This window comes from Phenylobacterium sp., from assembly GCF_030698145.1.
Lineage (GTDB): Bacteria > Pseudomonadota > Alphaproteobacteria > Caulobacterales > Caulobacteraceae > Phenylobacterium.
In genome coordinates this window covers 1-18438 of record NZ_JAUYNW010000007.1, presented here as the reverse complement: position 1 = coordinate 18438, position 18438 = coordinate 1, and the positions used below count along the sequence as shown (strand labels likewise).

Sequence of the window (18438 nt, the reverse complement as noted above, 5' to 3'; positions counted from 1 at the left end):
CTCCTTCGGCCTGGCGGTGTTCTCCGGCGTGGCGATGATCTACGGCGTGCTGGTCCTGCTGTTCCGGTCGTTCTTCAAGCCGATCGTCATCCTCTCGGCCCTGCCGCTGGCGGTGGGCGGGGCGTTCTTCGGCCTGCTGGTGTTCAACCTTTCGCTCTCCATCCCCTCGCTGATCGGCTTCCTGATGCTGCTGGGCCTGGCGGCGAAGAACTCGATCCTGCTGGTGGAGTACGCCATCGAGCGCGAGCGCGACGGCATGGAGCAGCGCGAGGCGCTGATCGAGGCCTGCCGCGAGCGGGCGCGCCCCATCGTCATGACCACCATGGCCATGGCCGCCGGCATGCTGCCCACCGCCTTCGCTCTGGAGAAGGGCGCGGAGTTCCGCCAGCCCATGGCCGTGGCGGTGATCGGCGGCCTGATAACCTCGACCCTGCTGTCCCTGGTCCTGGTGCCGGTGGTCTACGAGTTCGTGGACGACTTCGAGAACTGGCTGAAGCCCAAGCTGGCCAGGCTGGTCACCCCCCGCGAGGCGACGCCTCAGGTGGCGCCGGAGGATCGGTTCTAGGCGCTATCGGCCGATGTAGCGCGTGTTCTCAACTCGTCATCCTCGGCCGCGCGGAGCGCGTGTCGGGGACCCATAGACGCGACGCTCTGAATTCTGTTCGCAGACGCGGCGGCTATGGATGGCCGGGACTTGCGCCCGGCCATGACGAGCCAAGGCGCGGGGCTGTGGGTGCGGCTGGTGTGTCCGACCTCACAGCGCCTGGAACATGACCAGGGCGTCGACATAGCCCAGCGTCGGATGCTGGAAGGCGTCCGGCAGGCGTCCGACGCTCGTGAAGCCCAGGCTCTCCCATAGGGCCACGGCGCGGGTGTTGGTGGCGACCACGAAGTTGAACTGCATGGCGCGGAAGCCGCGGGCGCGGGCGTGGTCCAGGGCGTGCAGGCCCATGGCGCGGGCGACGCCTTTGCCTTGCGCCGCCTGGCCGGTCATGAAGCCGCAGTTGCAGACATGGCCCCCACCGCCGGCCTGGTTGGCGCGCAGGTAGTAGGTCCCCAGCACCTGGCCGTCCTCCTCGAGGACGAAGGCGTCGTTGGCGGGGTTGAGCCAGTAGGCGCGGGCGGGCGCCTCGTCCATGTCGCGCGCCAGGGCGTAGGTCTCTCCCGCCCGGATCGTGGGTTCCAGAATCGCCCAGATGGCGGGCCAGTCGGAGTCCAGGGCCGGGCGGATCATCGGTTGTCTGAGTAACGGACGGGGATCTGGGCCAGGTCGTAGTCGTCGAACAGCCGGGCGTTGACGCTGATGCGGTTGACGGTGAAGTCGACCTCGCCGTCCTTCCAGCCCGGGCCCTCGTTAAAGGTCGCGCAGCCGCAGATCGCGCAGAAGTGCTGCTTCATCCAGTAGTCGCCGGTCTGGTAGGTGGAGATGCGCTCGCGCGCCGTGACCAGCCGGAAGTCGGCCTCGTCGTAATAGGCCCAGAGCGCGCCACGCTTGCTGCAGAGCGAGCAGTTGCAGCAGTTCACGTCCTTGGGGGTGGAGGCGACCTCGAACTGGGTGGCCTTGCAGTGACAGCCGCCCTTGATCATCAGAGCTCCTTGCGCAGGACCTTGGCGAACAGCTCGGGATCGACATTGCCGCCCGACAGGATCAGGCCGGTGGTCCCGTCGCTCCAGGACTTGACCTTGCCGGCCAGCAGGGCGGCCAGGCCCACCGAGCCGCCAGGCTCGACCACCAGCTTCAGCACCGAGAAGGCGTAGCGCATGGCCTCGGCGACCTCGGCGTCGGTGACCAGGGCCACGTCGACCACGGTCTTCAGCAGCACCGGGAAGGTGAGCTCGCCAGGCGCGGGGCTCTCCAGGGCGTCGCAGAGGGAGCGGGTGGTGGGGGTGAGCGTGACCCGCTCGCCCTTCTGCAGGGATCGCAGGGTGTCGTCGAAGCCCGTGGGCTCGATCCCGACGATGGCGGTGTTCGGCGACAGGGCCTTCACCGCCGTCGACACCCCGGCCAGCAGGCCGCCGCCGCCGATCGGGCAGGCCACGACGTCGAAGGTCACGTCCAGCGCCTGCGCCTGGCGGATCAGCTCCAGCCCAACCGTGCCCTGGCCCGCGATGATGTGCGGGTCGTCGAAGGCCGGGACGACCACGCTGCCGCGCTCGGCGGCGATCTGGGCGGCGATGGTCACCCGGTCCTCGGTCAGGCGGTCATAGAGGCGGATCTCCGCGCCATAGCCGCGGGTCGCCTCGACCTTCACCGTCGGCGCGTCGGCGGGCATGACGATCAGGGCCGGCATGCCGAGCAGCTTCGCCGCCAGGGCCACGCCCTGGGCGTGGTTGCCGGACGAGAACGCCACCACGCCGCGCATGCGCTCGTCGGGCGAGAGCTGGACCAGGCGGTTGAACGCGCCGCGGAACTTGAAAGCGCCGACCCGCTGCAGGGTCTCGGGCTTGATCAGCACCCGGCGGCCCAGGCGGTCGTTGAGCGCCGGGCTCTCGATCAGCGGGGTCTCGACGGCGTGGCCCTTAAGGCGGCCGGCGGCGGCCTCGATATCGGCCAGGGTGACGCTCACCGGGCGAACACCATGGCGTCGTCGGCGAAGGCCTTGAACTCGATCGCGTTGCCCGAGGGGTCGAGAAAGAACATGGTCGCCTGCTCGCCCGGCTCGCCCTCGAAGCGGATTTGCGGCTCGATCACGAACTTGACCTTCGCGGCTTCCAGCTTCCCCACCATGGCCTGCCACTCGGGCAGGGTCAGGATCGCGCCGAAGTGGCGGACAGGGACCTGTTCGCCGTCGACGGCGCTGGTCGACCGGTGGCCGACCTCGTCGGGCGCCAGGTGGGCGACGATCTGATGGCCGAAGAAGTCGAAGTCGATCCAATCGGCGCTGGAACGTCCCTCGGGACAGCCTAGCAGCCCGCCGTAAAAGGCGCGCGCCTGCGCCAGATCGTGGACGGGGAAGGCGAGGTGGAAGCGAGGTCGGGTCATGCCCGCGTCATACCGCGACGCGAGCCTTCGCGCGAGCCACCGGCGTCCTTGAACCCGCCGCAGAGACGACTAGGTTGGTCATCGAGCTGGGGAGTTCATCCATGCGTTTGCTTTTGACGGCGGCCGCCATCGCGGCCCTGGCCGGTCCTGCGACGGCGGCCGAATTGTTGTTGGGGGCCTACGGCCACGACATCACCTTCCTCGGCGAGACCTTCGGGGTCGGCGCGGCGGGCCGCGAGGACGGCGTCGATATCCACGTCGGCGTGCGCAGCGAACGGGTCGAGGCCCTGGCGATGATCGGCGGCCCACAGGCCCACGCCTTCCTTTCGCTCAACAGCGAGAACACTTCGAACTACGTGGCCGCCGGCCTCTCCTGGCCCATCGCCATCACCGAGAAGCTGTATTTCCGCCCGGGGCTTGGGCTGGCCTATACCGACGGGGAGACCGACCTGCCGCCGGTCAACGCCCCGGGGCTGACCCCCGCGGAGATCGCGCGGCGGCTGCACCTCTACAACACCCGCATCGACTTCGGCTCCCAGGTGCTGTTCCAGCCGGAGCTGTCCCTGGGCTACCGGTTCAACGACCGCTGGTCGGGGGAGCTGTCCTGGGTGCACATCTCCAACGGCCAGATCTTCGCCAGCGGCAAGAACCAGGGCATGGACCAGGCCGGCCTGCGCCTGAGCCGCCGCTTCTGAGGCGTTGCGGGGACGGGGGCTTGACGCGCCCCGTCCGCGCTGGTCTACACCCGCCGAACGGCTGCCCGTCGCCTGAAGGCGCTCGCAACCGCTTCCTAAAATCGATTCAGTCCACCCGCCGAGAGCCTGTCGAAGGGCGTGGTTGGATTTTCTCGGCAGGCCGGGAGATCGTATCTGCATGGCCAATGTCACGGTGATCGGCGCCCAGTGGGGCGACGAGGGCAAGGGCAAGCTCGTCGACTGGCTGTCCAACCGCGCCGACGTGGTGGTGCGCTTCCAGGGGGGCCACAACGCCGGCCACACCCTGGTGGTGGGCAATCAGGTCTACAAGCTCAGCCTGCTTCCCTCCGGCGTGGTCCAGGGCAAGCTGTCGGTGATCGGCAACGGCGTGGTGGTCGATCCCTGGCACCTGCTGGAGGAGATCGCCAAGCTGGGCGCCCAAGGGGTCAAGATCACCCCCGACCTGCTGGTCCTGGCCGACAACGCCGCCCTGATCCTGCCGCTTCACCGGGACCTCGACCAGGCCCGCGAGGCCGCCGCGGTCAACAAGATCGGCACCACCGGACGCGGCATCGGCCCGGCCTATGAGGACAAGGTCGGGCGCCGGGCCATCCGGGTCGGCGACCTGGCCGACCGCGACGCCCTGGAGGCCAAGATCGACCGCCTGCTGGCGCACCACACGCCGCTGCGCCGGGGCCTGGGCCTGCCGGAGTACGACGGCGCGGAGCTGTTGGCGGCGCTGGAGGAGGTCGCGCCCAAGGTGCTGCCCTTCGCCCAGCCGGCCTGGCGTCTGCTGGACCAGGTGGTGAAGTCGGGCAAGCGGGTGCTGTTCGAGGGGGCGCAAGGGGCTCTGCTGGACGTCGACCACGGCACCTATCCCTATGTGACCTCGTCCAACACCGTGGCCGGCCAGGCCGCGGCGGGCTCGGGCCTTGGGCCTAAGGGTCCCGGCTATGTCCTGGGCATCGTCAAGGCCTACACCACCCGGGTGGGCGAGGGTCCGTTCCCGACGGAGCTGTTCGACGAGATCGGCGAGCACCTGGGCACCGTGGGCAAGGAGTTCGGCGTGGTCACCGGGCGTCCGCGCCGCTGCGGCTGGTTCGACGCGGTGCTGGTGCGCCAGTCGGTGGCGCTGAACGGCATCGACGGCATCGCGCTGACCAAGCTCGACATCCTGGACGGCCTGCCGAAGCTGAAGATCTGCGTCGGCTACAAGCTGGGCGACAAGACCTTCGACTACCTGCCCGCGGGCCTGAAGGCGCAGTCGGCCCTCGTGCCGATCTACGAGGAGATGGACGGCTGGAGCGAGAGCACGGCCGGGGCCACCTCCTGGAAGGACCTGCCGGCCAACGCGGTCAAGTATGTCCGCCGGGTCGAGGAGTTGATCGGGGCGCCGGCGGCCATGGTCTCGACCAGTCCGCAGCGGGACGACACCATCATGGTGCGCGACCCGTTCCAGGACTGATCCGGCCGCGAGGCGGAGGCCGTTCGTCAAGGCGATCTTAAGGACGATGGGCCTAGGCTTGGGCTCGAGTGTTTCGGAGCCGCCGCGCCGTGTTCAACGACGACTACAAGCTGGTCCAGCGGATGGCGCCGCTGATGCAGAAGGTGCTGATCGTCGATCCGGCGCCGGCCAGCGCGCGGCTGCTGGCCGAACTGATGCGCAACATCGCCCCGGTGCAGCTCTGGAACGCCGTCTCGACCCGCAAGGGCCTGGACGCCGCGCGCCAGGTCAATCCGCAGATGATCTTCGTGGAACTGCAGGGTCAGGACGTGGACGGGGTCGACTTCGCCCGCCAGCTCCGCAAGTCCGACATCGCCTGCCGCATGGCGCCGGTGATCATGATCACCGCCACCGCCACGCCCTCCGGGATCATGGCCGCACGCGACGCCGGGGTGCACGAGTTCCTGCGCAAGCCCTACACCGCCAAGGACCTGCTGCGCCGCCTGGAGGCCGTGACCCTGCGGCCCCGCGACTGGGTGGAGGCGGTGCAGTACATCGGCCCCGACCGGCGCAGGTTCAATTCCGGCGACTATACCGGCCCCTTGAAGCGCCGCTCCGACGCCATCGCCACCACCGACGAGGCGCGCATCATCCAGGCGCTGAAGATCCTCAAGTCCGCGGTCCCGGCCGTGACCAGCGATCCGCGCCAGGCCATGCGCGCCATGATGGCCCAGATGGTCGAACTGCATCGCGCGGCCAACGGCCTCAAGGACCTGAAGCTTGCGGCCATGGCCACCGACTTCCAGCGCTACCTGGCCATCGTCACTGACCGGGGCGTGATGGACCAGGCCGAGATCGCCCGCGAGGCCGCCGCCCTGCTGACCCTGCTGCCCAGCGAAGACACCGAGGCCGGGCAGGCGGCCTAGCGCGGCCGCGCCAGGTCATCCACATCTTGCTCGTCATCCCCGGCCTTGTGCCGGGGACCCATTCACGCGGTCGGCTCAGGCAAGACTCGGGTGACGGAGTCTATGGGTGGCCGGCACAAGGCCGGCCATGACGAACAGTTTTGGTCGTGACCCTTAGAACTCGGCCGACAGGGTCAGCTGCACCGTCCTCGGCGGCCCTGGCCGGAAGCTGGCTGTGGTTGTGGTCGTGGTGTTGATGGTGCCGAGATAGTCCTCGTCCAGCAGGTTATCGATGTTGAGCCTGAACTTCAGGCGGCTCAGCGGACCCTCGCCCAGCTCACCGATGTCCATATAGGCGTTCCACACCGTGTAGCCCTTGGTGATCTCGGTATTCATGAAGTTCGTGTCGCGCTGGGAGATGTGCCGCGCCGACAGGTTGAACAGCGCCCAGTCGGTGGGTTCGAAGGTGACGCCGCCCTGGAACACGATGTCGGGGAAATCGGGGACCGACTTACCGGCGATCGGCACCACCGTGGTCACCCCGCCCGAGACGATGGCGTAGTTATCCTGGAAGGTGGCGATGTTGTAGGACAGGTTGCCGTTGAAATAGACCTTGCCGGCGAACAGGTCGGGCTTCCACTGGCCCGAGAACTCGGCGCCGTGGGCGTCCACCTCGCCGACGTTCTGGAAGAAGGTCTCGGTGGTGGTCGACCCTGGCACCACCGATGAGAACGACTGCAGCCGGTTGGCGAACCTGGTCTTGTAGAGCACGAACGAGGCGTTGAACGTCGGGCGGTTGGTGCGGAGGCCGACCTCCCAGTTCTTGGCCGTCTCGGCCTGCGGCGCCGGGACCAGCGGACTGGCGGCGGAGAACACGTCATCGGCCCCGCGCGGCAGGGCCATGTTCTCGGCGTAGGACGCGAAAACCTGGTCGCGGCCGGTGATGTCGTAGACCGCGCCCACCTGCGGCAGGAAGCTGTCTTCCCATTCCGCGCTCAGGGTCGGGCGGCGCACGGCTATATAGTCGCCCGGATTGCGCGCGCCGCTGATCTGGTAGTCGATGCTGAGCGCCTTGAAGCCCAGGTCTAGCTTCAGCGTGTCGTCCAACAGGCTGATGACATCCTTGACGAAGACCTGGGTCGTCTCGCGCGTGGAAACGAAGTCGCGCTGCCGGTGGACCGGTTCGCTGAGCAGCGGGGCGCCATCGGGATTGCCGCCCGCATGGTTATAGCGGGCCTGGGTGCGGTGGTAGAAGTCTTCCTCGTACCAGACGCCGGCCTGGACGGTGTGGTTGGCGATCCGCCATTCGACCTTGCCGCTGACGCCCTTGCGGTCGCCGTCGACCGTGGAGAGGCCGTACTGCAGGCCGCGCGGGGCGAACAGGCCGGGCACGATCAGGCGTTCGGCGTTGTGGGCGGCGAGCGAGGTGGCGTAGGCCTCGGGCGAGACGCCGTAGCCTTCCTTGTCCTCGTAATAGGCGGTGGCCGAGACATCGACGCTCTCGCCGATCGGGGACTTTAGGGTGAGCGCGTAGAGGTAGTCGGTCCGCGAGTTGATCGCCTGCTTGTAATACTGGTTGTAGAGGGCGTTGGAGTAGGTGACCCCCGCCGCCGCCGGGGTCAGGACCGGCACATAGTTCAGGTAGGGGAAGAAGCGGCCCTTGCGCCCGAAGGGGTCGACCGTGGTTCCCACGTACTGGGCCTTGGTGATCGCCGGGGAGTCGAAGTCGAAATAGTCATTGTAGACGGCCTGGAAGGTGACATCGGCGCCGCCCTCGAACTGGTAGCGGACCTTTCCCTCGATGTGCTCGCGGTCGATGGTCCCGGACCCACGCCACAGGTCGGACTGGATGTCGGAGCGGGCGATGTAGGCCGACCAGCCGGCGTGGACCCCGGTGTCAAGGCGCAGGAAGTTCCGGAACAGGCTGTCGGACCCCATGGTGAAGCTGGCGCGCGCACCGGCTTCTTCCTTCGGCGGGGTGGTGAAATAGTCGACGATCGTCCCAAGCGAGGCGTAGCTGGGCAGGCTGACGTCGCCGGCGCCGGACGAGGCCTGGACTCGCAGCAGGTTCTCGTTGTCCACGTAGCGGTAGATCGGCGAGCCGCCGAACTGGTCGGACCGGCCCATGGGCACGTCGTCCAGCAGGAAGCCGATCTGGGTGAAGGAGAAGGCCCGCACGGTCACCGAGTTGCCGAACTCGTACATGCCGAGCGCATCGTTGGCCTGGACGTTGAAGCCTGGCAGGCTCTCCAGCATCTTCAGCCCCGTGATCCCGGCCGGCGCCGAGAGCAGGGCCTCGCGGGTGATGGAGACCGTGGCGGTGGTCTCGTCGGTGCCGATGGCGACCGCGGCCTCCGAGACCCGGCGGCCGGTCACCACCAGCTCCTCGACCTGCTGGGCGAGCGCGGTGGAGGCAGGGGCGGCCAAGGCGCCGGCGAGCAGAAGGGCGCGCAACGTTGTGCGCGGCGCGAAGTTCGACGTGTTCATGATTATCCCCATCGTCCAGTTCCGATGAGGATGTCGGGGCGCAACATGCGCAGCCCAGCCGGAATCGGACCGGAAGCGACCGATAGGTCACTTCCGTCCACGGATTGGTCAGGCGGCGCCAAACCCTTGCACAGCTTACCTTCGCGTCAATGCCCGGATACGACGAAGCCGCCGCGGGGATTCCGCGACGGCTTCAATTCGACGGACGGCTGCGATCAGGCGGCCACGAGGTTCTTGGCTTCGGCCGCGGCCTTCATCGACTTCTGGAGCTTCTCGAAGGCCCGGACCTCGATCTGGCGGACCCGCTCGCGGCTGACGCCGTATTGCGAGGCCAGGTCCTCGAGGGTGGTCGGGCTGTCCTTCAGCCGCCGCTCGGTCAGGATGTGACGCTCGCGGTCGGTGAGCTCGGTCATCGCCTCCTCGAGCAGGCTCATGCGCAGGGTGCGCTCCTGGTTCTCGGCGACGTAGGTCTCCTGGCTGACGGCGGTCTCGTCCTCCAGCCAGTCCTGCCACTCGCTCTCGCCGTCCACGCGCAGGGGCGCGTTCAGCGAGGCGTCGGGGCCCGACAGCCGGCGGTTCATCGAGATGACCTCCTCGTCGAGGACGCCCAGCTTGGTGGCGATCTGGCTGACCTGGTCGGGCCGCAGGTCGCCCTCCTGGAAGGCGCTGATCTGGCTCTTGGCCTTGCGCAGGTTGAAGAACAGCTTCTTCTGCGCCGCCGTCGTGCCCATCTTCACCAGGCTCCAGGACCGCAGGATGTATTCCTGGATCGAGGCGCGGATCCACCACATGGCGTAGGTGGCCAGGCGGAAACCCTTGTCGGGCTCGAACTTCTTCACCGCCTGCATCAGGCCCACATTGCCCTCGGAGATCACTTCCCCGATCGGCAGGCCGTAGCCGCGATAGCCCATGGCGATCTTGGCCACCAGGCGCAGGTGGCTGGTGACGAGCCGATGGGCGGCTTCGGAGTCCTCATGCTCTTTCCAGGCCTTGGCGAGCATGAACTCCTCGTCCTTGGCGAGCATCGGAAACTTGCGTATTTCAGTCAGATACCGGCTCAGGCCGCCTTCCGGCGACATCACGGCAAGCGCATGGGCTGCGGCCATGGAAGATCCCCTCATATTAGCGGACTTTCGGGTCGCTCAGCGCAAGCGTGCGCGAGACCGTCCGCCCCTCCAAACCACAGATAGGTATTGGTCGCTCGGGGCGTAAGGCCAAGGTCTGGGAGAAACCAACGGCCCTGAATAATCCGACTGCTCAACTCGGGTATTTCTAGCCCCCCATGGCGGCGGCATCAAGGCGAGCGGGCCGCAAGCTTTCTCACAGCGCTGAGAGAAGTGCTTCCAGCGTCGCCATGTCGGGGGGCAGGGGACTCTCGAACCTCAAGGTCTCGCCGGTCACCGGATGGACGAAGCCCAGGAGCGCGGCGTGCAGGGCCTGGCGCTTCAGGCCGCTCTCGGCGATGGCCTCGCGCACCGCGGCGGCGGGCGGGCCCGAGCCGTAGGTCGGGTCGCCCAGGCAGGGGGCGCCCTTGGACGCCATGTGGACGCGGATCTGGTGGGTGCGGCCGGTCTCCAGCCGGCAGATGACCCGCGCGGCCAGCGGCTTGCCCTCCGGACCGAAGGCGCGCTCGACGGCGTAGTGGGTGATGGCCTCGCGGCCGCCGGTCTTCAGCACGGCCATCTTCTTGCGGTCGCTGCTGGAGCGGCCCAGGCGCGTCTCGATGGTTCCCTTGGCGGGGCTTGGGGCGCCTCGGGTCAGGGCGACATAGGCCCGCTCGATATCGTGAGCGGCGAACAGGGCCGAAAGCCCCTGGTGGGCGGCGTCGCTCTTGGCGGCCACCAGAATGCCCGAAGTCTCCTTGTCGATGCGGTGGACGATGCCGGGCCGCGCTACTCCGCCGATCCCCGACAGGCTATCGCCGCAGTGGGCCAGCAGGGCGTTGACCAGGGTGCCGGTCTCATTGCCCGGCGCCGGGTGGGCGGCCATGCCGGCCGGCTTGTCCACCACGATCAGATAGGCGTCCTCGAAGAGCACGATGAGCGGGATGGCCTCCGGCTGCGGGTCGGCCGGCAGGGGTGGGGGGATCATCAGGCGGTAGTCGCCCGGTTGCGCCTTGGCCGAGGCGTCGGAGAGCGTCGTTCCGCCGCGGCTGATCTGGCCCTGGGCGAGCAGGGCCTGGATGCGGGCGCGCGACAGATCGGGGAGCTTTTCGGCCAGGGTCTTGTCGAGGCGCCCGCCGGCTTCCTCCGGGGCGAGCGTCACCAGTCTCGCGAACGCCTCGTCGAGGCCCGCGTCGTCGTCCTCAGGTTCGGGGACGATCACCCTTGCAGGTTTCCGCCCAGACTGAGGCCCTTGGAGAGGCTGTTGGCCCAGCTCGACAGCAGGAACATCTCACCCACCCCCGCCGCCGCCGGGGTCGGCCCGATATCGCGGATCAGGTGGTCGCGCATGGCGGGCGGGGCGGTCTCGTCGGTGGCCGCGGTGTCGCGGGTCAGCAGTTCGGCATATTCGGCGTCATCGGCCTCGCGGTGGCCGCTGAGGTCGCCCAGCCGCTCCAGCACCACTGGATAGGCAGAGGGCGTCCGCGCGGCGTTGAGCGCCGCGGCCAGGATCAGGCCGTCCAGTTGCACGGCCTTGTGCAGGGACACGCCGTTGAAGATCAGGAACACCGGGGTCTGGCCGACAGTGTCGAACAGGATGGCGAAGAGCTGGCCCTCGACCGGCAGCATCCAGCCGTCGAACAGCAGGCCCGAGCCGCCCATCTTGAATTCCAGCAGGCCCTCGGGGCCGCGGCGGATCATGCCGTAGTCATGGAAGATCTTGCCAGGCATCGCGATGGAGGGTCGGGTGCTGCGCCAGAAGCCCTCATAGGTGCCGGCGCGGCGCTCGGTGACCATGCGCACCAGGTCCAGGCCCGGCAGCGGCAGGCCGACCGCGTGGCCGTTGGCCTTGGCCTGCTGGGTGTGGCCATTGGCGGGCTCCAGGCCGAACACCCGGGCCAGCGAGTCGATGTCCCGGTCCCAGTCCAGCATGGTGAAGCCCGAGCGCTTGCTGGTCACCAGCTTGGTCAGGTTCTCGAGATTGTGCGCCGAGGGCGTTACCGCGCCGGAGGCCCAACGGCCCACCAGCGACTTGTCGACTCCAAGATCAGCCGCCAGACGCCCACGGCTCATGGAGAGCGCCTTCAAGACGAGATCCAGTTTCTCAGAGAAGGGCGTGGCGACGTGCATGACATCCCATGATTCCACACCTGCGCCGAAATGCAACCTGTCGTGCAACCGTTGCACAACAGTGTGCAACCGGTTGCGCGATTGTTGTGCGCCGGTTGCGCGACGGTTGAATCTCGAGGCTGCAACCGTTGCGCACGCCGTCGCGCGCCGCTGCACCTGCGCGATCTCGCCGCATGCACCTACACATCATCTCAACGAAACGGCGGCGCAGACCGCTGGGATCGGAAGGAAGCAAGCGATGAAGTACATGCCCCTGGTTTTCGCCGCCGCCTGTCTGGCCGGCGCCCTGACCATCGTCATCGTCGCCCCCGCCAATGCGGCGCCGGTCCTGGCCTCCTCCCAAGTTTCGCAAGCCATTTCCGCGCCGTCCGGCGCGGTTTCAGCCGAAATCAGAACTGCGGACCCGGCCAAAAAACCGGGGTGACGCCTTCGGGCCTAGAGCAGCTCTGCGATGATCCGGTACCCCACGACGGATCATCATCACCGGAGGCGGCGGCGTCGTCTAAGCGCCACCGCGGGCGTAGCCGCCGTCCTCCGCGTGTCCCGATCCCACCGATCGGGGCGGTATTCGAGTACGCCGGCGTCCTGGGGGGCCCGGCGGGTCTTGCGGATCGACGGGCCAGGTCATGCCCCGTCGCACGAGCACTGCTCGTGACCGACCCCGACGACCTATTCCGAGATAGCTTTCGGTACGCCGAAAGCTGATCCGGGGAGCCCAGGCCATGGGGGTGGCCGTTGGGGTTCCCCGGATCAATCTATTTCGCCAACTCCTCGTGGGCCGCGATCGAGCCCGTCGAGAACAGGTATTCCTTGAGTTGGGCATCGAACACGCCGTCGTTGCGGCGAATCCACTCCAGGGCCATCGAGGCGTGCTCGATCTCCTCGCGGGCATTGTGCAGCAGGATCGCCTTCAGATCGGGATCGTCGCAATCGTCGGCCCGCTGGCGGTACCAGTCGACGGCCTCGAGCTCCTCGATCAGTGAGGTGATGGCGTAGTGCATGTTGAGCGTCTGGCGAGACAGTTTCTCGCGCGGGACATGTAGGCCTTCACTGGACATATGGGCGTCATCCTCCTCCACTAAGGCTCGGTCGAGAGCTTAGCCTTAATGCGCCAGGGGGAAACGGGATGCGGATCGATCGACGTCGGGCCTTGGCCCTGCTGGGCCTCGGGGCGGCCGCGACCCCGGCCGTGGCGCGGGACGCCTATTCCGGCGCGGTGGCCTTCAAGCACGGCGTGGCCTCGGGCGATCCGCTGGCCGACCGGGTGATCCTCTGGACCCGAATCACCCCCGCCGATCCGGCCGCGGGCGAGATCGCCTACCGCTGGAAGCTCAATCCCGTGGACCGCCGCGCGGGCGGCGCCAAGTCCGGCGAGGGCAAGACCGGTCCCGGCCGCGACTGGACGGTGAAGATCGACGCTACAGGCCTCGACGCCGGACGGAGCTACACCTTCGAGTTCGAGGCCAACGGCGTGACCTCGTCCAGGGGCCGCACCCGGACCCTGCCCAGCGGCCCGACCAAGGACGTGGTCCTGGCCGTCGCCTCCTGCACGCTCTACCCGAACGGCTACTTCAACGCCTATGAGGCGATCGCCAACCTGCCCCGCGTCGACGCGGTGCTGCATCTGGGCGACTACATCTACGAGTATGGCGGGCCCGATTCCTACGGGATGAACTCCGCCGTGGCCGGCGAGCGACCGCACGATCCGCCGCACGAGATCCTCAGCCTGGCCGACTATCGCCGCCGCCACGCCCAGTACAAATCCGATCCGCAGTCGCAGGCGGCCCACGCCCGCGCGCCCTGGATCGTGGTCTGGGACGACCACGAGACGGCGAACGACAGTTTCTCCGACGGCGCCCAGAACCATACCCCCGAGATCGAGGGCGACTGGGTCGAGCGCAAGGCCCGCGCGGTGAAGGCCTACTACGAGTGGATGCCGATCCGCGAGCCGGCCGACGGCGGCCCGGCGATCCATCGCAGCTTCCAGTTCGGCGACCTGGCCAGCCTGTTCATGCTGGAGACGCGCATCACGGCGCGGGTCAAGCAGCTGAACTATGACCGCGACCTCCCCGAGCCGGGCGGCCCCGCCGAGGTCGCCGCCTTCAAGGCGAAGCTCGCAGATCCGTCCCGGATGATGATGAGCCCAGCCCAGGAGGCCTGGCTGGGCGCGGGCCTGAAGGCGTCGGTGAAGGCCGGCCGGACCTGGCAGATCCTCGGCAACGAGGTGGTGATGGGCCGGCTGATGGCGCCCAGCCTCAAGAAGGAGCTGGGCGAGGCCAAGCTGGCCGAGGTGATGGCCAAGGAGACCAAGAACGGCCGCACGCGGCTGGAGCGGCTGGAGCGCCTGGCCGGGCTCGGCCTCCCCTACGGCCTGGACATGTGGGATGGCTACCCCGCCGCCCGCGAGCGCCTGTATGGCCTGGTCAAGGCGGCCGGCGCCCGTCCCATCGTGGTGTCGGGCGACAGCCACTCGTTCTGGGCCAACGAGCTGCGCGACGACGGCGGCGCGCTGCGGGCCGTGGAGTTCGGGACCACCGGGGTCACCAGCCCTGGGGGCGGCGATGCGATCAAGACCTTCTCCGTGGGCGAGGTGTTCGCCTCGGCCAATCCGGAGGTCGTGTTCAACGACCAGGCCGCCAAGGGGTTCGTCCTGCTGACCCTGAGCCGCGAGGAGGCCAAGGCCGAGATGGTGGTCGTCTCGACGATCCTGGCCAAAACCTACGAGACCAAGGTGCTGAAGACCTTCCGGGTGAAGCCTGAGGCGGGCGGGGTCTCGGCGCTGATCGAGGGTTAGCGCCGGTCCAGGGCCAGACGCAGGCCGAAGGCGATGAACACGCCGCCGGTCACCCGGTCCAGCCAGCGCACGACGGCGGCCCGCCTCAGGAGCTTGGCGATGGGCTGAGTGGCGGCGATCAGCAGTCCAAGCCAGATCACGCCGAGCAGCACGTGGATCGCGGTCAGCAGCAGCATGAAAGGCGCGGCGGGGACCGCCTGCGGCAGGAACTGGGGCAGGAACGAAACATAGAAGACACCCATCTTCGGATTGAGCAGGTTCGACAGGAAGCCCCGCCGCATCCAGGTGGCGTCGTCTCCCGAAAAGGCCGCGGCGGTCCCCACCTCGAAGCGGTCTCGAGGCCTGAGGACCAGCCCGATCCCGAGCCAGAGCAGATAGGCCGCTCCGATCCACTTGAGGACGGCGAACGCGAGCGCGGAGGCCGCGAGCACGGCGCCGAGACCGAAGGCCACCAGGCCGCCCCAGACGAAGCAGCCCGCCAGTATGCCCACCATCGCCAGGACGGCGCGCTTGGGTCCTTCCACCGCCGCCGTGCGCAGGATGAGCGCAGTGTCGAGACCTGGCGTCAGGGTCAGCAGGCCGGCGGCGAGGGTGAAGGCGATCAGGGCCTCGGCGACGCTCATTCGCGCACCTTCAGCTTGCCGTTCTCGACCACCCGATAGAAGCACGAGCGCGCGCCGGTGTGGCAGGCGCCGCCGTCCCCCTCGGGGAAGACCTTGAGCCAGACGCAGTCTTGGTCGCAATCGATGCGGACCTCCTCGACCAGCTGGATCTGCCCGCTGGTGGCGCCCTTGTGCCAGAGCTCGTTGCGCGAGCGGCTGAAATAGTGGGCCTCGCCGGTGGCGAGCGTCCGCTCCAGGGCCACGTCGTTCATCCAGGCGAACATCAAGACCTCGCCGGTCTCGGCGTGGGTGGCGATGGCGGCGATCAGGCCGTTGGCGTCGAACCGGGGCGCGAGGACGTCGCCCTTTTCGAGGATGTCGGTGGTGGAGGCGGTGGGGAAGAGGGGTCTGGTCATGGCGGCATATGGCGCCGTTCCGAGGCTTCGCGCTAGCGTGGCGCCATGAGTCTCAAGGATCGGATCAAGGCCAGGGTCGCGGCCTTCGACGCCTACGCCCGGCCGTGGGCGCAGCGCGGCCGATGGCATGGCTGGGCCTACGAGTTCCTGCTGTTCGGCCTGAAGCAGGCCTGGGCCTGCCTGTTCGGCGGGGCGATGCTGGCCCTGCTGCTGCTCACCGGCTTCTTCTGGCCCGATGATGCGCCGCTCGCGCGCTACGACTTCCTGGTGGTCGCCGCGGTGGTGATCCAGGGCCTGCTGCTGGCCACGCGCCTGGAGCGGCCCGAGGAAGCGGTGGTGATCCTGATCTTCCACGTGGTCGGGACCGGCATGGAACTGTTCAAAACCGCTCACGGGTCCTGGATCTATCCGGAATCCAACCTCCTGCGGATTGGCGGCGTGCCGCTGTTCTCGGGCTTCATGTACGCCTGCGTCGGCTCCTATATGGCGCGCGCCATCCGCCTGTTCGAGATCCGCTTCGAGAGCTATCCGCCGCTCTGGGGGCCGTGGGTGCTGGCGGTCCTCGCCTATCTCAACTTCTTCACCCACCACTATCTGCCCGATATCCGCTGGGGCCTGTTCGCCCTCTCGGCGGTGTTGTTCGGCCGGGCCTTGTTCCAGTTCACCCCCGACCTGAAGGTGAGGCGGATGCCCATGCTGCTGGGCTTCGGCCTGGTGTCCCTGTTCATCTGGGTGGCCGAGAACGTCGGCACCTTCACCTCGGCCTGGATCTATCCGAGCCAGCGGGACGGCTGGAGCCTGGTGCCCCTCGGCAAGCTGGGATCGTGGTACCTGCTGATGATGCTGAGCTTCGTCCTGGTCACCGTGGTTCATCGTCCGGAGCGGGCGCCGGCGCGGGACGCGGCGCCGGCCAAGGCCCGGGCGCGCCAGGCCGAGCCGACGGGCTGAACCGCCATTCTATCGCCCCGGTTGCGCCCGAAGAGGGGATCGCCGCCGCAGGAAGCCTGACCATGACCGCCAGCCGCCGAACCCTGCTCGCCGCCGCCGCGGCCATGGCTGTTCCCAGCGGACTGTCGGCCGCGCCCAAGCGCCCGAAGGCGCCCAAGGCCTGCGTGAGCCGCGTGGCCTATGCCGGGCCGCCGCTCCGCGCCCAGCTCGGCGCCTGGCAGCTGGACGCCGCGGCCAAGGCGGGAAGCTCACGCCTGGCGCCTGTCACCAGCGACGGGTTGGAGGCGCGTTTCGCCCAGGCCGCGGGCCATATGCAGACCCAGGCCCTGACCGCGGCCCTGGCCACCGCCGACGGCGCGATCTGGACCCAGACCCGCGTCGCCACGGAGGGCCATGCCCTGCCCAGCCGCTTCTTCTGGGCCAGCGTCGGCAAGGCCTATGCCGCGACCGCGATCCTGCAAATGGCGGAGGAGGGCAAGCTCAGCCTCGAGGCCACCCTGGACCGCTGGGCGCCGGAAGCGCCCAACGCCGCCTGGATCACGGTCGAGGACCTGCTTTGCCATACCGGCGGGCTCTACAGCTTCCAGAACGACCCGGCCCTGCGCGCGGCGCCGGGCTACAAGCCGCCCGAGCAACTGCTGGCGGCGGCCAACGCCCAGCCCGCGGTCTTCTGCCCCGGTCTGGCCTGGAGCTACAGCAATACGGGCTACGTCCACCTCGGCCGCATCATCGAGGCGGTGGACGCCAGGCCCTACCACGAGGCCCTGCGCGGCCGCATCGTCGAGCGCCTGGATCTGCGCGAGACCGACATCCTGGCGCCGCGCCAGGTCCTGGCCGGCATGGCGCCCCTGGCGCCGCCGGGCGTGGCGGGCGGGACCGACGACGACGTGACCACGCCCTTCGCCGCGGCAGGCGTGGCGGCGTCGGCCGGAGACGTGGTGAGGTTCTGGCGTGCGCTGATGTCCAATCGCCTGCACGGCGCCGAGCAGACCCGACGGAGGTTCCTGCGATTGTATCCCATGACGGGCGTCGGGCCCGGCTTTTACGGGCTGGGCGTGATGGTCAGCGACCTGGCGGCCGCCGACCCGCGCGCCACGGACACCTGGCTGGGCCACTCTGGAGGACTGCCGGGCGCCAAGGCGGTGGTCGCCTATTCGCTGGAGAAGCAGGCCTATGTGGCCGTGGCGCTCACGGGCGAGGGCTCGCCCGAGGCCACGGCCAACCTGCTTCTGTCGGGCCTTCCGAAGAAGGTCTAGCGGTTCACGAAGTCCAGGAAGCGCTGACGCAGGGTGGCGTCGGTCTTGAACACCCCGGTGAACTGGGTGGTGATCGTGGTCACGTGGCGGTGGTGGACGCCGCGGGTGGTCATGCACTGGTGCGCCGCGTCGATCAGCACGGCGACGCCGGCGGGGCGCAGGCTGTCGGTGATGGCGTCGGCGATCTGCTGGGTCATGGTCTCCTGGGTCTGGAGACGGCGGGCGAAGATCTCGACCACCTTGGCCAGCTTGGAGATGCCCACCACCCGGTTGGTCGGCATGTAGGCCACGTAGGCCTTGCCCAGGAACGGGGCCATGTGGTGTTCGCAGTGGCTCTCCACCTCGATCTCGCGCAGCATGACGATGTCGTCATAGCCCTGCACGTCCTCGAAGGTGCGCGAGAGCTCCTTGGCGGGGTCGAGGTTGTAGCCCTCGACCCATTCGCCAGAGGCGTCGACCACCCGCTTGGGCGTGTCGATCACGCCTTCGCGGCGGGGATCGTCGCCGGCCCACGCGATCAGCGTGCGAACGGCGTCCATAGCCTCTTCGCGCGTCGGGCGCTTCACGGCTTCAAGATCAAGATCGGCGCCGCCGATCAGGGTTCGGTCGCGACTAGGAGCGTCCATGTGTGAGCGGTTCTTTCCCGGGCCTGAGTTGCGCCGGGACGATGGTCCC

Annotated in this window: 20 protein-coding genes; 8 read left to right on the top strand and 12 right to left on the bottom strand. The window is 68.4% G+C overall.

The window, feature by feature from the left end; all coding sequences use genetic code 11:
• The coding region (locus tag Q8Q77_RS00440) for an efflux RND transporter permease subunit (RefSeq protein ID WP_305580049.1) at positions 1-565 on the top strand (565 nt) is incomplete at its 5' end.
• 189 nt (positions 566-754) lie between these two features.
• Here the strand turns inward: Q8Q77_RS00440 and Q8Q77_RS00435 are convergent.
• The 4 genes from Q8Q77_RS00435 to Q8Q77_RS00420 are packed head-to-tail and all read right to left on the bottom strand — an operon-like array spanning position 755 to position 2983.
• A complete protein-coding gene (locus Q8Q77_RS00435) occupies positions 755-1234 on the bottom strand; it encodes a GNAT family N-acetyltransferase (protein WP_305580047.1) in 480 nt (159 codons plus the stop codon).
• The gene (locus Q8Q77_RS00430) at positions 1231-1587 is read right to left on the bottom strand and encodes a GFA family protein (protein WP_305580045.1); all 357 of its coding nucleotides are present in this window, start codon (positions 1585-1587) and stop codon (positions 1231-1233) included. The genes Q8Q77_RS00435 and Q8Q77_RS00430 overlap by 4 nt, the downstream gene beginning before the upstream one ends.
• Positions 1587-2567 carry a threonine/serine dehydratase gene (locus Q8Q77_RS00425; protein WP_305580043.1) on the bottom strand — a complete coding sequence of 327 codons (981 nt, stop codon included), beginning with the start codon at positions 2565-2567 and terminating at the stop codon, positions 1587-1589. Before Q8Q77_RS00425 ends, Q8Q77_RS00430 begins: the two co-directional genes overlap by 1 nt.
• Positions 2564-2983 (bottom strand): VOC family protein, encoded by a 420-nt coding sequence (locus Q8Q77_RS00420; protein ID WP_305580041.1) that lies wholly within the window; start codon positions 2981-2983, stop codon positions 2564-2566. The genes Q8Q77_RS00425 and Q8Q77_RS00420 overlap by 4 nt, the downstream gene beginning before the upstream one ends.
• Positions 2984-3084: 101 nt before the next feature.
• Between Q8Q77_RS00420 and Q8Q77_RS00415 the strand changes: the two genes are divergently transcribed.
• The 3 genes from Q8Q77_RS00415 to Q8Q77_RS00405 all read left to right on the top strand — a co-directional run bounded on the left by Q8Q77_RS00415 (position 3085) and on the right by Q8Q77_RS00405 (position 6048).
• Positions 3085-3678, top strand: a complete 594-nt coding sequence (locus tag Q8Q77_RS00415; RefSeq protein ID WP_305580039.1) for an acyloxyacyl hydrolase — start codon at positions 3085-3087, stop codon at positions 3676-3678.
• A 178-nt stretch (positions 3679-3856) separates the two neighbouring features.
• Entirely contained in the window at positions 3857-5143 is a 1287-nt protein-coding gene (locus Q8Q77_RS00410; protein ID WP_305580038.1) for an adenylosuccinate synthase, read from the top strand.
• Between the two features lie 89 nt (positions 5144-5232).
• Positions 5233-6048 (top strand): response regulator, encoded by an 816-nt coding sequence (locus Q8Q77_RS00405; protein ID WP_305580036.1) that lies wholly within the window; start codon positions 5233-5235, stop codon positions 6046-6048.
• Between the two features lie 153 nt (positions 6049-6201).
• Here Q8Q77_RS00405 and Q8Q77_RS00400 read toward each other — a convergent pair whose 3' ends face one another.
• From Q8Q77_RS00400 to Q8Q77_RS00385, 4 genes are all read right to left on the bottom strand, one after another.
• Positions 6202-8514: a TonB-dependent receptor gene (locus Q8Q77_RS00400; protein ID WP_305580034.1), complete on the bottom strand. Its 2313-nt coding sequence runs from the start codon at positions 8512-8514 to the stop codon at positions 6202-6204.
• 215 nt (positions 8515-8729) lie between these two features.
• Positions 8730-9620, bottom strand: a complete 891-nt coding sequence (gene rpoH, locus Q8Q77_RS00395) for an RNA polymerase sigma factor RpoH (RefSeq protein ID WP_305580032.1) — start codon at positions 9618-9620, stop codon at positions 8730-8732.
• A gap of 214 nt (positions 9621-9834) precedes the next feature.
• Positions 9835-10839 carry an RluA family pseudouridine synthase gene (locus Q8Q77_RS00390; protein WP_371130375.1) on the bottom strand — a complete coding sequence of 335 codons (1005 nt, stop codon included), beginning with the start codon at positions 10837-10839 and terminating at the stop codon, positions 9835-9837.
• Positions 10836-11690 (bottom strand): helix-turn-helix transcriptional regulator, encoded by an 855-nt coding sequence (locus tag Q8Q77_RS00385; RefSeq protein WP_305580030.1) that lies wholly within the window; start codon positions 11688-11690, stop codon positions 10836-10838. Before Q8Q77_RS00385 ends, Q8Q77_RS00390 begins: the two co-directional genes overlap by 4 nt.
• Before the next feature lie 55 nt (positions 11691-11745).
• Here Q8Q77_RS00385 and Q8Q77_RS00380 point away from each other — a divergent pair, with 55 nt between their 5' ends.
• Positions 11746-12171, top strand: a complete 426-nt coding sequence (locus Q8Q77_RS00380) for a hypothetical protein (RefSeq protein ID WP_305580028.1) — start codon at positions 11746-11748, stop codon at positions 12169-12171.
• Positions 12172-12502: 331 nt separating this feature from the next.
• Here Q8Q77_RS00380 and Q8Q77_RS00375 read toward each other — a convergent pair whose 3' ends face one another.
• Positions 12503-12805, bottom strand: a complete 303-nt coding sequence (locus Q8Q77_RS00375; protein WP_305580026.1) for a ferritin — start codon at positions 12803-12805, stop codon at positions 12503-12505.
• 68 nt (positions 12806-12873) lie between these two features.
• On the opposite strand from Q8Q77_RS00375, the gene Q8Q77_RS00370 reads away from it, so the two are divergent.
• Positions 12874-14541 carry an alkaline phosphatase gene (locus tag Q8Q77_RS00370; protein WP_305580024.1) on the top strand — a complete coding sequence of 556 codons (1668 nt, stop codon included), beginning with the start codon at positions 12874-12876 and terminating at the stop codon, positions 14539-14541.
• Here Q8Q77_RS00370 and Q8Q77_RS00365 read toward each other — a convergent pair.
• Both Q8Q77_RS00365 and hisI read right to left on the bottom strand, forming a co-directional pair.
• On the bottom strand, positions 14538-15164 hold the full coding sequence (locus tag Q8Q77_RS00365) for a LysE family translocator (RefSeq protein WP_305580022.1): 627 nt from the start codon (positions 15162-15164) through the stop codon (positions 14538-14540). The two genes, Q8Q77_RS00370 and Q8Q77_RS00365, sit on opposite strands and share 4 nt — an antisense overlap.
• Entirely contained in the window at positions 15161-15559 is a 399-nt protein-coding gene (gene hisI / locus Q8Q77_RS00360; protein ID WP_305580020.1) for a phosphoribosyl-AMP cyclohydrolase, read from the bottom strand. The genes Q8Q77_RS00365 and hisI overlap by 4 nt, the downstream gene beginning before the upstream one ends.
• Before the next feature lie 45 nt (positions 15560-15604).
• Here hisI and Q8Q77_RS00355 point away from each other — a divergent pair, with 45 nt between their 5' ends.
• A complete protein-coding gene (locus tag Q8Q77_RS00355) occupies positions 15605-16507 on the top strand; it encodes a DUF817 domain-containing protein (protein ID WP_305580018.1) in 903 nt (300 codons plus the stop codon).
• Positions 16508-16569: 62 nt separating this feature from the next.
• Positions 16570-17763, top strand: coding sequence for a serine hydrolase (locus Q8Q77_RS00350; RefSeq protein ID WP_305580016.1), 1194 nt, complete (start codon positions 16570-16572; stop codon positions 17761-17763).
• Here the strand turns inward: Q8Q77_RS00350 and folE are convergent.
• Positions 17760-18389 carry a GTP cyclohydrolase I FolE gene (folE, locus tag Q8Q77_RS00345; RefSeq protein ID WP_305580014.1) on the bottom strand — a complete coding sequence of 210 codons (630 nt, stop codon included), beginning with the start codon at positions 18387-18389 and terminating at the stop codon, positions 17760-17762. The genes Q8Q77_RS00350 and folE overlap by 4 nt on opposite strands.
• Positions 18390-18438: the final 49 nt, after the last annotated feature.

Excerpts from the sequence above, each read along its gene's own strand:
- Q8Q77_RS00420 (WP_305580041.1), bottom strand. The coding sequence starts at position 2,983 with ATGACCCGACCTCGCTTCCACCTCGCCTTCCCCGTCCACGATCTGGCG.
- Q8Q77_RS00415 (WP_305580039.1), top strand. The coding sequence starts at position 3,085 with ATGCGTTTGCTTTTGACGGCGGCCGCCATCGCGGCCCTGGCCGGTCCT.
- rpoH (WP_305580032.1), bottom strand. The coding sequence starts at position 9,620 with ATGGCCGCAGCCCATGCGCTTGCCGTGATGTCGCCGGAAGGCGGCCTG.
- Q8Q77_RS00370 (WP_305580024.1), top strand. The coding sequence starts at position 12,874 with ATGCGGATCGATCGACGTCGGGCCTTGGCCCTGCTGGGCCTCGGGGCG.
- Q8Q77_RS00350 (WP_305580016.1), top strand. The coding sequence starts at position 16,570 with ATGACCGCCAGCCGCCGAACCCTGCTCGCCGCCGCCGCGGCCATGGCT.
- Q8Q77_RS00380 (WP_305580028.1), top strand. The coding sequence starts at position 11,746 with ATGACATCCCATGATTCCACACCTGCGCCGAAATGCAACCTGTCGTGC.
- Q8Q77_RS00435 (WP_305580047.1), bottom strand. The coding sequence starts at position 1,234 with ATGATCCGCCCGGCCCTGGACTCCGACTGGCCCGCCATCTGGGCGATT.
- Q8Q77_RS00410 (WP_305580038.1), top strand. The coding sequence starts at position 3,857 with ATGGCCAATGTCACGGTGATCGGCGCCCAGTGGGGCGACGAGGGCAAG.
- Q8Q77_RS00365 (WP_305580022.1), bottom strand. The coding sequence starts at position 15,164 with ATGAGCGTCGCCGAGGCCCTGATCGCCTTCACCCTCGCCGCCGGCCTG.
- folE (WP_305580014.1), bottom strand. The coding sequence starts at position 18,389 with ATGGACGCTCCTAGTCGCGACCGAACCCTGATCGGCGGCGCCGATCTT.
- Q8Q77_RS00385 (WP_305580030.1), bottom strand. The coding sequence starts at position 11,690 with ATGAGCCGTGGGCGTCTGGCGGCTGATCTTGGAGTCGACAAGTCGCTG.
- hisI (WP_305580020.1), bottom strand. The coding sequence starts at position 15,559 with ATGACCAGACCCCTCTTCCCCACCGCCTCCACCACCGACATCCTCGAA.
- Q8Q77_RS00400 (WP_305580034.1), bottom strand. The coding sequence starts at position 8,514 with ATGAACACGTCGAACTTCGCGCCGCGCACAACGTTGCGCGCCCTTCTG.
- Q8Q77_RS00355 (WP_305580018.1), top strand. The coding sequence starts at position 15,605 with ATGAGTCTCAAGGATCGGATCAAGGCCAGGGTCGCGGCCTTCGACGCC.
- Q8Q77_RS00430 (WP_305580045.1), bottom strand. The coding sequence starts at position 1,587 with ATGATCAAGGGCGGCTGTCACTGCAAGGCCACCCAGTTCGAGGTCGCC.
- Q8Q77_RS00375 (WP_305580026.1), bottom strand. The coding sequence starts at position 12,805 with ATGTCCAGTGAAGGCCTACATGTCCCGCGCGAGAAACTGTCTCGCCAG.